Raw genomic sequence first — 12136 nt, forward strand, 5'->3', positions numbered from 1 at the left:
TGCTAAAAAACTAAAAATATTCCGGCGCAAAGTCGTTTTGATCAAGAACAATGGTATTTGCGCAGATTTTCCCAGTGCGAGTTGACTCAATGCGCAATACGATATGATCATTCACGTCGCCGGTACGATACCTGACACTAAAACCTCCTCTTGATTCCGAATAGTAAGCATCTTTAAAATGTCTTTTTATGTCTGAATCCGTAATGCAAACATTATTTACATTTATATTTATGCTTAACGACGCAGAAACATGTGCTGGATTCTCATTGTTGACTACGTATGGATTGAAGCATTTTGATGTTGCAGGAAACGGCTGAGATGCAAAATAGGCTGGCTCCTTTTCATAGCGGTAGCGTCGGCCCTTCCAGATTTTTGTATTTGTGTAGGACTGCAGCGCACAAGCATATATCATGTCTCCCCGTCCAGTTTCTGATTCGCCTCCTGCGAGTCGAACATCAAGAATTTTCGAAACATTAATATTGTCGTCGAGGTGAGCATGCGTCAAAAGCAGCGCTATTTTCGTCAAAATCATATCGGAATCCGACGCTATTAATTTATTTTCGCTAGGCGCGTCACCAGGCGCGCTTGTATTTAAATGCGACGCGGAAACCGTGCAGCCTGCGATCAACAATACAATAGGGATGCCGGGCCACATTTTTTTTGAACTTGCAAGTGAAAAGATTGAATTTTCAGCGTAGCCTCCGGCCATTGTCTTTGCCTTATAAAAAAGTCCGATCGCGCTTGCACGTAGCGAAGTCATAGCTGAAAGAGGTCACAGCGTACCTATGGTTTTGGATTTACTGCCCACACAACTTTGTCGACGGATTGAAGTTTAAGTATGGTTGCATACCTTAGGCTTTTGCGTCGAATGCGTGCACTAGCAACCAGTGCGCATATTTTGAGATGGGTGACGTAAATTTCTGCCTCTCTCGAGTGTGGAACAAGACCCCGTAGCTCCAAAGAAAGCAAATGCACGTGGTTTTTGAACGGCCCACAAATTTGAATGGCTTAAAGGAAAATACAGCCCCAATGAAAGGCTTTTGGGTATATAAGAGTATGTCATTTGTAATCGTTAATATTCGTAAATTCAATTTATCAGACGACGTTAGGCTCGACAAGGCTTCAATCGGTTGTTCGGACGCTTTACGTTACAAAATATTTCAGAAAGTTAATTGTATAAATTCTATATGCATAACGCGCAGCGCCTAATTAAAAGAGGGACGAGATAAGATCAAGAGTGGCGTACGGGCAGCTTGATGGTCGACGATGTCAGGCGGCGAGTTTCTGCTGACCCGGTTGATCGTCTTGCACCGGTTCACCGTCCTTGAAGGCAATGCCTTCCAACAACAGCTTGACCTGTTTGGGACCATTGATGCGACGCTACGTATTCTCGGCCTCCTCGATCAGCTTGAATGCTAGACCCAGGAATGTCGGTCGCGACACGCAGTAGTGCGTGTGCGTGGTCTCGTGGCGTACGGTCGCAAACCTCGACTCGATCGCGTTGGTAACCGGCATGATATAGCCGGTGCCTCACGGTCCCGCGCCGCGCGGTTCTGGCGTATGGTGTGACCATCCGGGACAAGGGGCGCCGGAGAGCACTTCGGGTGGGCAGGCCGTTCTTATACGCTGAGCCGCGAGCTCGTGTTAGTAGTTGGCCGCCCCTGCGACCCGCCCGGTTGCGCTGCGAGCGCGAATCCTAGTTGTCGTGCTGTCCCACCGGCTCCCAACAGTCATCTGAATGGGAGACGATCATATGAATCGTAGGGTTGGATGTTTCGCGCTCAGTGGCCGAGATCGCGTATCTCGAGGACGGTGTGCTGCAGGCCGAGCGCACCTATCAACGGTTGATCTCAAGATGGAAACAGGCGCGACCCAAGCGACAGGAGGCACCACTACTGTGGCCACGAGCAGGGACTTGATAAAAAGATCGTGCGGGGACTTGTCGATTTCATCCGTCGTGCGCAGATGCTGCCAGTGTTCCGCCGGGAAATCGTATAAGGCAAGCAGGTTCTACCGGTCCTTCTTCAGTATTTCAGTCGCCTTTGGATATTTCGCCGCATGGACCGGCACGAAACGATCGAACGCGGCGTATGCGTCAACGCGCGTTGCGGCCGTCCAGATCGCCTGAAGGTCTGCTCTTGCGCGCCTCTGTGCGACTGTCACCCGGCCACTTGCGGCCGGGGACATCGGAATCTCCGTCAACAGAATCAGGCCATCCATCCGACGAGGGTGCTACCGCCTACCACAGCGCCGATAAGAAGTCCGAAGAACTGCGGTCCGATGCTCCAGAAAATCCTCGCCCCGAGTACTCCCTGAAACCCTCCGCTGGTGATTATGAAATCAGGCTTCATTGCCCGACGAAGTGCATCTCCGATCCGGACACCTGCGATGCCCAGGAACGTGCCTATGACCCATGCAAAGACGAACTTGACGCCCATATGATTGACGTGCGGCGGTAAATACACTGCCGTTGTTATGAGCGACACGAATAGTGCGGCGGCAGTCCAGAATACTGTTCCAATGCGGCTTCTTTTGATTGAACCGCTGACCTGCTTACTGGTGACTTCCATCGTCGTTTTCCTTTTTGATTGATATTGAACTGGTACTTCGTCGGGCGCGGCAAAATCAGTTGAATTTCTGCGTCCTCGCCTGAGCCGTCTCGATTGCCCTGACGTAGAAAGTGTTATCCGGGTACACACCGGCTTCCCAGCCACTGTCGTCCCGATAACGGAGATACGCACTGAACATCGGGTTGTCCTGCGCTGGGTCCATCCGCGGGATGCCGTAGGCGCTCATGAAAGCCTGAACGAAATCAGAAGATGGCATGCGTCCGAACGTCAGGCTGCTCAGCGCACTGTAAAACTTGAATTCCGAAAGATGTCCCGCCTCAAATCTGAAAGTACCCTGAAGCGGTTGCGCGGTCCCGTCGCAGACAAGCTGTGTCGCCTCCGGGCTGATCGTGCAAGGTGTGCCGGGCGGTAGCATCGCAGTGAGCGCCGCATGGACCTGTTCTGGCGTTTGCCCGAGTGCGATGCCCTTGATGTGGGGGCCGTGCGTCGCCGGGTCCGACTGTGATGGCGCGGAAGCGGCGGCAGTGCTGTCACCATTCTCATCTCTCTCATCCGCTTCGTCGGCAGGGGTAGTGACCGGAGCCGAAGCCGATGTGGCAACTGAAGCCGATACCGCCGGTGCGGAGGCTGCGGGCGTCGCTGCGCTGGCGTCCGAAGACGGATGCTGCGAACACGCGGCAAGCATCGGCAGGAGCCACATACCTAAAAATCTGACAGACGTTGGTTTAAGCAAGCTGATCTTGTTTTTCATTTTCAGATTCTCTTTAAAGAGTAGTCACTTGATGGTGCGGACATAAACTGGCGCGACGCGGCGTGAGCCGTTATGGCGCGTACCACATGGGTCGAAAAGGCGTAACCGGGTAGGGGTGAGTCATTCGCTGGTCACGTCATGCTGCTGGAGACGAAATATACGTCATAACGCATATTATGAGTGTGAATGCCCTTCTAGGCGATGTGCTGAAAACAGACACTTCATCGTCAAGTAAAGAGGGTTTTGGGTTTGAGCAACGTAGAACAATTGGCCCGCTCGGTCGGCGCAGCGATAGCCGCGCGCCGGAAGTTCCTCAAGATGACGCAGGCGACGCTCTCCGAATTGATCGACATTGAGCAGTCATCCTTGTCGCGGATCGAGCGTGGAAGCCTCGTCCCGAGTCTTGAGCGTCTCGCTGGCATCGCCGAGCAGCTGGAGTGCCGACTCGTGGACTTCTTCAGTGTGGGCGGGACGAGCTCGCTTGATCGGGCTGTACGAATCCATGAGAAGCTTTCTCGTCTATCACCTGCCCAACAGGAAGTGTTTGAAAGACTTGTCGACGATGCTTTCGCGTTGGTAGATACGCTCCAACATCGACACCCGTCTCGCACGATCACGCGCTCGACCAAAAAAGGGGCGTGACGGCAGACCGTTCTGACGGTTGCAGGGCTATGCCTACGACTCTGAACGTCTACGGCGGCTTCAGGTCTGGTCGCTTCGATCCCGTCAGCCGCAGGGACACACAAGTGGTCAGCGAAACTCGGTCTTTGTCCTGTGCCGTGACATACAGACTGCTGCGCTTGCGTTTCGCGTCCGGTGAAAACTCAAGTCGGGCGTTATGCGGTCCGATACCGGGGTGTGTTTCCGACGAGTCGGTGATGAGGATCGCCGAGGGCTCGAACCGCCGACCGGCCAGCCTCCCTGAAACGCCACTTGCGAGCACTGCATGATGGTGCCGGGGACGATTGAGCAGCGCAAAGCTCATGATCACCGGGTGACCGTCCTGCAACGCCGCGAGGGTAAAATCCAGCACCCGGTAGTGAGTGCCCGCGAAATGCGTAATCTTCAGCCCGAAATCCAGTGCGTCCAGCCGCCCGGCAAGCTCTGCAAGGCTCAGTCCGTCTGCGTATGCATCTTTCATCTGCTGCCAAAAGCGTTTGCCATTGCGCTCGCATCGGTGGCCCGATATCTGTCCGGGGTTGTTGATGATGCCGAGCACGGACAGCGCTGCCGCCGCCGAGTGGGTGGCGCATCCACCGGAAATTTCACCCTGTGACACATATAGCTCGGAGCGGTTGGACAAGAGTTTTTGCACGATCACGAGGTTCCTTAATATTCATCAGGGCACAAAATTGTCGTGGTTGAGCGGTCCGCCCCAGAAATTAACCACAACTTCTCCTCTCTGGCCCCAACGACGTACGCGGAGAGAATTCGCGTGCAATTGGCAAGGGCGTTGTCGTTGGCTCTTTTGTCTGCATCACAAACGACTCCCCAGTCCCCGCGCTGATGGCGCCGAAGCAGTGAAAAGACATTCGTTTCGGTATGGGACATGACTTCAATTGCCCCGGGAGTGACCATAATGCGTCCAAGGGGGAACAACGGGCGAGGCAGGGCAGCGTGATTCATAGATAGGTATCCTTAACATAAGAGGCGAGCGTCATCATTCGGATGATCATCCGGCCGTGTCACAGGTTTCAATGGTGGCGAAAAGTGAAGCGCGAGGCTTGCTACGGGTGCGCTGCAGGCAAACGGTGGAGAAACCGGATTTCGCGAGGCAACGACAAGGCAGAGGCGATAAAAACGTGCTTTTTGATGAAATTCGACACAAAAAGCGATCAAACGGCCATTCGGCACTGAAAATGTAACACAAATCGCTAGAGATTGACAAAAGAGCGAGATCGATTGATCTCGAATTGGTAAATTTTGCCGGTTCAGTGGGGTCAGCCGCACGGCGATCTATCCAGAGCGGTGGAAATCGTCTTCCGGCCCGTTTTCCGGCCCGCCAGCGGCTTGGAATCCCGTGGTCAGGGATCAGGGAGGGGGAACGCCGTGCGGGGCACTATGGCCCGTTTTCGAAGATAAAGGAATTGCAAGAAATGGTGCGTCGCACCAAACGCGACTTCGGCCCGTCCCAGCACAAAAAAATGGGGCATTTTCCTGTTTTTTTGAGCAAATTCCCTGTTTCAGGCGTTCTGCAGTCCGAAACCTATCGCACGTTCACGAAAACCTGGATTGACCTGCATTTTTCGGTTTATCTGCTCGATTTTGCCTCTGTTTCGCCTTGGGAATCGATCCTAAAGTTGCTGTTGTCTCCTGCCTCCCAGGCTATGTAGACCACGGCGCGTTTGTTTCCGTGCACCGTGCAATCTGGTTGCTCCGAATGTTGCTCGCTAAGCGGCGACACTCACGTTGCGTCGCCGTTCGCCCGCCAAGCCTGCTCGGGATATTTTGCAAAGCGGCGGCATTGCTCAAACGTAGCTTGCACGATGAACCGGTGGTCGCCGATCGTGCTGATGATGAGGCGGCGGCACGTGTCGGCAGCGGCGAACCAGATGGCCGCGATACCAGATGCGTTTGCAGACAACACGCGGATGCGCTTCGACCGCACTCGGAGAAAACGATGCAGCTGCGGCCAAAGAGATAAACAATACCAACGTCATATATTTCTGCACGACAACTCCTCCATTCACGGAGGTGCGATTCTACCCGGCGGCATGAATGTGTTCTGAGGCGCGGATGCGATAATGGTCGCCGGGGCGGGACGCCATTGCCCCGAAACCCGATAGCTGCAGAGACCAGAGGCGAGACACCCATGGAATACCGCGTTTCCTATGAGCATAGCCTCGCAAGCGCGCCGAATGATTTCATCGTTCAGGTACCGTCGCAGTTAGTCACCGACGTACCCGTGACGGTGCCACGTGCCCTGCTACCCGAATTCCTCGTCGATCTTATCCGGCAGCGCTCGCCGCAGATCGGTCGAATCCGTAACCTGCGCGTTCTTTAGGGAGACCTAGGCGCAGCCAAAGCGGACCAGATACGGCCACGACCGGTCACTCAGGGTCTCCTCCGGAATCTGCGACGATTAGGCGGAAACCGCTATACAGGGAGCATATCGGGATGTTGATCGCCTTCGGGGGCCTACCGGGAACCGGAAAGACAACGGTAGCGCAAACACTCGCACGCAGGCTCGCCGCAGTTTATCTGCGTATCGACACTTTGGAACAGGCATTCATCGCGTCCGGGGACGGGCAAGCGGATATTGGAGCTGCCGGGTACCTGGCCGCATATGCAGTTGCGGGTGATAACTTACGACTTGGGTCGACCGTCGTCGCAGACTCGGTCAATTCGCTGCACATTACGCGTAGCGCCTGGAGAAACGTCGCGTCCGACGCAGGTGTACAGATTTTCGAGGTCGAGTTGCTTTGTTCGGACGCTGCGATGCACCGGGAGAGGATCGAGGGGCGAAAGGCCGATATCCCTGATCTTCAGTTGCCGACATGGAAGAGCGTGCTCGAACGTCAATACGAACCATGGGAATCCGTGCACCTCGTCGTCGACACCGCAAAGCTTTCGGTCGAGCAGGCCGTTGAAGCAATCATGCAGCGCCTTTTACCGGCACCTCCAGAGAATCGAACGTTGTAGCGTGCGACACGCCGAGCATGCTGATCGCATGGGGCGACGTCCGGCCAAAGGCGGGTGTTCGACAAGACTATGAAGTTCGTCGACAATCAGAGCGCCACGCCACTGCCTATCTATACAGGTGCCATGTTTCCCTCCGATCAACCGCCATCGAATAGCGCCATTGCTACGCCCCGCAAAAATGCGCGTCGTGCTATAGCCCTCTTGACCGTCGTGTGCTTGTTGGCGGTGCTCATCACATGGACTGCTATTAGACTGACAGACGAACGCGATTACCTTCGGTACGCGACACCGAGAGAAGAAAGTCTGGTACATGCGACAGGACAAATCACGCTTGTTTCGAATCACATTCCGTATCTTGAGATTCGGCTAGACGACGGTCGAGATGTGCTGGCGACGTTCCTTGTGTTCCCTCAGCAGGGAGGACACGGCATCTATGTGACGAATACAGGCGCCTTCGATGCGAGAAAACTGCCTTCGCTGGCGCGTTGCGGACACGCCGAATTCGAGTTTTACCCCATGCATGGCACCATGATTAGCTACTGGATTTATGGATTGCGATGCAACGGTACTGAGTTGCTGAGTTATCAAGATACGATGAGCTATCTCACACGTCGGAAGCCATAGAAGGGAGCGCCACAACCCGTCGCATCGGACGACTGACGGCCAAGAACAGTAGCTGGATTTCGGTAGCCAGATCGTCAAAAACTGACGTTAAAGCTAACCACGTAGGCATCGTCCGGTACGGGCATCGGCCGCGTCGGGCAGTAGTCGGCCAAGAAGTGTTATTTGCTTCTAGGCTTAACAAACCCTCTGCGTGCATGGTCTATACCCTGAACGGCAGCGCTCTGCTCTTCTCAATTCAACACGACTCGTGACAGCGCTGTGGATGGGCTTCGGTCTGCGCAGTGCGCTCTGTATTTCACGCAAGCTGCGTGTCGAAGTTTACCCGCAATAATTGCGTGTCAATGCGAGAACCAAGGACGCAGAGATGAAAACCGCAAGTATTAACGCGAATCCCTTCGATCCCGAGACGACGTTAGTGGTGCTCCCAGTCTTCATTCCATATGCGCGCACAAGCGACCACACAGATAAGAGCAGCATGCCAGCTAACGCAGTTGCGCCCAACATCGCTAGAACGGCGATAGATCGGCCGGATAACTGGCGGATATCTAACCGGCAAAGGCCAACCGAAATAATGGCCAAGAAAACGGCCGCGCCGATTGTTGATCCCCAAAAAATGAGCTTTGCTTTCAAGTGTGTCACCTAGCAATTAGATAGTGTCAACGCTCTGAAAAAATTGAGCGGCGTAATGCGCAAGGGGATTTTCGTGCTTTCAACCGACAAAGGCTCACCACGCATAAGCGTAACTGGCTTTCCTACTGACGCTGATATGATGAAGCGCACTGCCAAACTGCAGTCTCGTTTATCGAATGGCTGGAGGGAAGACCGTCACTGATAGTAACCACCTCTCCGCCAAATGTGCACCCTGAGTAGTGCGAGACCCTCCCTGCATGACGTGGGCAAAAAAACGCCGACAACGATAGTCGGCTGAAAGGTCGGTCTTGGGGGCCGAGCCTGAGACGCTGAGTCTAGCCCTCTGACCTTTCAAGGGAATAATAAGTTGCCGCTGATAAGAAAGAAGCCAACGTTTGACTGTCGGCCTGAAAGGTTCCGCGTCCGAGGCGCAGGAACCGAGGGGAACCGCAGTCTACCGCACTGGACTTTCGAAAAGGTTTCGTTTTAAACGGGCAAAAAAAAGCGCCCTATGGAGGGCGCATGGAACGAAAATCAACTCTGCTGAAGGAGTCAGAAACATGCTACCTCGTCTGGCGGCTACTGACAATCATTCGACCTGGAGATGATGCGCAAACGCCGCACGAAGGAGGGTCGAGGCGGTCTTGGGGTGGTTGATCACACATAATGGATAAGCGCTAAGTGAAGGCGCAATTTTGGTAGCAAACTCGTTTCGTGAGGCGTCCAGTGTTTGGCGAACGACCGGATGTTAGTCTGTCTTTGCTGTTACAACCAAAACGGAGAGGGCCATGTACAAAATGTTCAACCCCATGAATGCGGGCGACAATGTGGGCGTCGATTTTGATCTTGAGGTCAACGGTGTCGTACAACGATTCTGCGTTAGCAGTGAAGCCATCGAAGACATGAGTAAAAGCGAAAAGCTGCACGGCAAGCAATTGCTCGACGCGTTCCAAAAATACGCCGACCGGATTTGCGAGGTCGCGCAGCGCAAGCACGGTTCGCCCAGTAACGGGCGAATTCTCTTGAAGACCTCGGACTTCTGAACTGGTGCCCCGTTAGGCGACGCTGTAAGGCTTCTGAATTGCCACCGCAGGTTCGCCCGTGGTGGCGGAGCGCGACACCGGCAGCGGCGCGTAGTTACCCGAAGAGCACGAGCGGGAAATCCCGCTCGTGCACCGCATTGATCACAGCTGGACGTCTAGCCCGAACGCGCACGCCGGATATCGATGTGACCATTTCGGAAACTCGGGGCGGAGATTTTCACGAGACAGGATGCTGGCAACAGGTAACGCAGTCTCCATTGGCACATCGTCCACCACGTCAATCCCCGTCATTGTCCGTATCCTCGAACGGCAGCGAGCCAAGGACGACGCGGGATAGATCGTGCGGAGTTCACGACCACTGGCCCAAAGTTCCAAAGCATGCCGCAAAGGTCGATCGAGAACCCGGTTGATGACCGGCCGTAAAGTGTTTAGCGGCACGTGGGAATCGAATCGAAGCTTTTCCATCTCCTGCCAGTAAACGTCGTCAACGGTCTTACGCGTCCAATTGGTGCCCCGTATGAGACCGTTGCGCGTCAAATGTTCCTTCGGCACCTTCAGTTCTGCTCGGATGCTGTTGCTGGCGATCGTTGTCAGCCCCTTCCACACTTTAGCGGCGTCAGCTTCGCCGACCACTGCTTGCAGATGGCGAAAAGAGCGCGTACGGCGATCAGTCAATTCCTGCGCCTTGTCGTACATCACCAGCACCGGCCCATTCTGATGTTTGCCCAGACGTATGCCGGTTCCCTCGTTCAGGCAACCAGGCCGAAACTCCCACGACGTGTTGCGCAATATGTGTCGATAGAACTGCTTCTGCTCCATACCATCCGGTAAGCCGAAACGCTGGGTGATGTGAATTTCAGAAAGATCGAACTCACCGGCAAACCACGCTGCGCGCTGCTCCTCGGTGTATGTGATCTTGAGTACGTCCAGCACAGCGCAGATCAGCGTACCGCAAAGCAGGCAGACATCGTTCGATCCGAACGAATTGTGCCCCTGCAGCGGCTTGAGGGGACAACCGCGAATTTGAATCGCTGTACCGGCGTGCAGGGACATTACGTCGATAAATGCGCCACGAGGCTGCAGCATGACTTTTTTGCTGTAGCGTGAGAAGACTGGACCAGCATCTGAATTCTCATACCGCTTGCCACGTTCGTTTCCGAACTGTTCGTGCGGGTGAAGAATGGTCATATCCAATAAATCAATCATTCGTATGCCTAATTAATAGTTGTGGATTAGTTTCTGCTGTAGACGGCACTATTTACAGGATTGGAAATCTCAATATGAGAGGGAGTAGATTAGTATCGTCAGCCGGTGGGCTACACGCGCCAGACTGCGCATTCAGACTTACAGCATTCGCGGCGGCAATCCGAATGTGGTCAGCGTCCTGTAGTGGCTGTTGCGGTCAAATGCGGCAGTGGTGGAAAGACCGCAACAGCCGGTGCCATCGGCTACGGCAGGCGATTGGGGCGCGCGTCTGTCGGCATCCGCGGCTTAGCCGGTTCGGTTTTAACGTTGACCGAGCTAGTAAAGCCCGTGTCGATCTTCTCCTGACTGGTATCCTGCGGCGCTGCCCCATTCGAAGGAACGTCTGCCGGTTCCCGCTTCACGTCGGCGTTTCCACTGTTCAGATCGAAGCTGCCCTCCCAGCGAATACGCCAGTCGGGCGGCGGCGCGAGCCCGACCGCGTTCTTCGGCTGGATCAACAGCGGCTGGAACCCACGCGAAATGTTCGATGCGGCGAGGCCGACGATCTTCGCGATGTCGCGGAGTTTCACGCGTTCCCAGGCTAGATACCACGCCAGGCGGATGACGGCGCGGTCCGCGATGAAGGGTTCCCGGCGGTAGCTCCAGACGCCGTCGGGTTCGCGGAATGCTTCAACCGTTACACGGCCGATGCCCTGCATGTGATCGCTCGCTAAAGTCAGGTTGTCCAGCACAACTGCGACGAATGCGCCCGGCCCCGGCTCGCACTTGCGGACCTCGACAGAGACCGCGCCGTATTTGCGGAGCCACGTCACATCATCCTTCTTTGTGTGCTGGACGTAGATGACCACGAGCGCACCCAGTTTTTCCGCCTCAGCGCTGAGGTCGGCGAGTGCGGCAATCGCGTCGTCGCGCTTCAAGTCGCGGTAATTCACTATCACGAAGAGGGCCATTTGTTGCGTCAAGTGGCGCACCAGTAGATGAACGCCCTCCGGCGAAAGCGGATTGAAGTTGCGGCAGTTGTCGATCACCACTCTCTTCAGCTTGCCCGCCTGGACGTCTTTGCTCGTATACGACTTCCCCCAAGTTGCCTCGATCGAGCCGTCCGCATGCAAAAAGATGACCGCCGACACCGGGCAAACGGGCTGGTCAGCGATTGTGCCGTCGGCGAGGATGCTGTTCGCACAGGCAGCAACTGCGGCTGCCTGAATGGTCAGATCGATACCCGTCATGAGCACGACGCCCTGCGCCGGTGCCGCGTTATCGCGGAACGTCTTATTGATCGAAAGCCGGGTTTCGGTAGCCGCCAACTCGTGGGTGTTGCTGCCTGCTTTCGTGCCCGACCCGGTTGCGCTCAAGGTGTGCCCGGCGGGCGGGCTTGCCTGACTAGACGTAGTGGTCGGCGCGGTAACCGATGTCGGTACCGGTTTTTGTGCTGGCGACATTACTTGCCCCCCTTCTTTGCGAGGAACGCCTCAATCGCCGATTGCGGGAACACGCGGATACGCGCAGTGATGTGCAAAGGTACGAGTTGGCGCGATTTGACGAGCTTGAATAAAGTTGTCCGGCCGATCTTGAGGATGTCGCAGACTTCATGCGCGAGAAAATTGCGCTGGATAGTCCGTCCTGAACAATTCGTTTTACCGACCATCGGCGTTACGACGATGGGAGCG

At 55.1% G+C, this 12136-nt stretch carries 14 protein-coding genes and 2 pseudogenes; 7 read left to right on the forward strand and 9 right to left on the reverse strand.

The annotated features are described in order from the left end of the window. Positions 1-10 precede the first annotated feature (10 nt). The 5 genes and pseudogenes from ACFSNN_RS32245 to ACFSNN_RS32260 form a co-directional block, all read right to left on the reverse strand. The gene (locus ACFSNN_RS32245) at positions 11-709 is read right to left on the reverse strand and encodes a hypothetical protein (protein ID WP_134466193.1); all 699 of its coding nucleotides are present in this window, start codon (positions 707-709) and stop codon (positions 11-13) included. A gap of 560 nt (positions 710-1269) precedes the next feature. After that, positions 1270-1506: pseudogene (locus ACFSNN_RS32250) on the reverse strand (IS256 family transposase); the annotation flags it as partial. A gap of 429 nt (positions 1507-1935) precedes the next feature. Then, positions 1936-2151 (reverse strand): annotated as a pseudogene (locus ACFSNN_RS41380) (transposase); the annotation flags it as partial. A gap of 56 nt (positions 2152-2207) precedes the next feature. Next, positions 2208-2570 carry a hypothetical protein gene (locus ACFSNN_RS32255; RefSeq protein WP_134466194.1) on the reverse strand — a complete coding sequence of 121 codons (363 nt, stop codon included), beginning with the start codon at positions 2568-2570 and terminating at the stop codon, positions 2208-2210. 55 nt (positions 2571-2625) lie between these two features. After that, complete coding sequence (locus ACFSNN_RS32260) at positions 2626-3321, reverse strand: hypothetical protein (RefSeq protein WP_134466195.1); 696 nt, start codon at positions 3319-3321, stop codon at positions 2626-2628. Positions 3322-3570: 249 nt separating this feature from the next. On the opposite strand from ACFSNN_RS32260, the gene ACFSNN_RS32265 reads away from it, so the two are divergent. Further along, complete coding sequence (locus ACFSNN_RS32265) at positions 3571-3963, forward strand: helix-turn-helix domain-containing protein (protein WP_244323241.1); 393 nt, start codon at positions 3571-3573, stop codon at positions 3961-3963. Positions 3964-4012: 49 nt separating this feature from the next. Here ACFSNN_RS32265 and ACFSNN_RS32270 read toward each other — a convergent pair whose 3' ends face one another. Further along, positions 4013-4636 carry a hypothetical protein gene (locus tag ACFSNN_RS32270; RefSeq protein ID WP_134466196.1) on the reverse strand — a complete coding sequence of 208 codons (624 nt, stop codon included), beginning with the start codon at positions 4634-4636 and terminating at the stop codon, positions 4013-4015. Between the two features lie 598 nt (positions 4637-5234). On the opposite strand from ACFSNN_RS32270, the gene ACFSNN_RS32275 reads away from it, so the two are divergent. The 6 genes from ACFSNN_RS32275 (at position 5235) to ACFSNN_RS32300 (ending at position 9260) form a co-directional block, all read left to right on the forward strand. Beyond that, entirely contained in the window at positions 5235-5654 is a 420-nt protein-coding gene (locus ACFSNN_RS32275; protein WP_134466198.1) for a hypothetical protein, read from the forward strand. A gap of 479 nt (positions 5655-6133) precedes the next feature. Further along, positions 6134-6325 (forward strand): hypothetical protein, encoded by a 192-nt coding sequence (locus tag ACFSNN_RS32280; RefSeq protein ID WP_134466199.1) that lies wholly within the window; start codon positions 6134-6136, stop codon positions 6323-6325. A gap of 113 nt (positions 6326-6438) precedes the next feature. Next, positions 6439-6963, forward strand: coding sequence for a P-loop nucleotide/nucleoside kinase family protein (locus tag ACFSNN_RS32285; RefSeq protein ID WP_134466200.1), 525 nt, complete (start codon positions 6439-6441; stop codon positions 6961-6963). Between the two features lie 69 nt (positions 6964-7032). Further along, a complete protein-coding gene (locus ACFSNN_RS32290) occupies positions 7033-7587 on the forward strand; it encodes a hypothetical protein (RefSeq protein WP_134466201.1) in 555 nt (184 codons plus the stop codon). A 364-nt stretch (positions 7588-7951) separates the two neighbouring features. Beyond that, positions 7952-8230, forward strand: coding sequence for a hypothetical protein (locus ACFSNN_RS32295; protein ID WP_134466202.1), 279 nt, complete (start codon positions 7952-7954; stop codon positions 8228-8230). Between the two features lie 775 nt (positions 8231-9005). Then, positions 9006-9260: a DUF1488 family protein gene (locus ACFSNN_RS32300; protein WP_134466203.1), complete on the forward strand. Its 255-nt coding sequence runs from the start codon at positions 9006-9008 to the stop codon at positions 9258-9260. Between the two features lie 141 nt (positions 9261-9401). Here ACFSNN_RS32300 and ACFSNN_RS32305 read toward each other — a convergent pair whose 3' ends face one another. From ACFSNN_RS32305 to ACFSNN_RS32315, 3 genes are all read right to left on the reverse strand, one after another. Next, on the reverse strand, positions 9402-10466 hold the full coding sequence (locus tag ACFSNN_RS32305) for a phage/plasmid replication protein, II/X family (protein ID WP_134466204.1): 1065 nt from the start codon (positions 10464-10466) through the stop codon (positions 9402-9404). 242 nt (positions 10467-10708) lie between these two features. Continuing rightward, entirely contained in the window at positions 10709-11908 is a 1200-nt protein-coding gene (locus ACFSNN_RS32310) for a hypothetical protein (protein ID WP_134466205.1), read from the reverse strand. Continuing rightward, a partial coding sequence (locus tag ACFSNN_RS32315; RefSeq protein WP_377779207.1) for a helix-turn-helix transcriptional regulator occupies positions 11908-12136 on the reverse strand: 229 nt, incomplete at its 5' end. The genes ACFSNN_RS32315 and ACFSNN_RS32310, both read right to left, overlap by 1 nt.

The organism is Paraburkholderia dipogonis, from assembly GCF_042680985.1.
Taxonomy (GTDB): Bacteria; Pseudomonadota; Gammaproteobacteria; order Burkholderiales; family Burkholderiaceae; genus Paraburkholderia; species Paraburkholderia phytofirmans.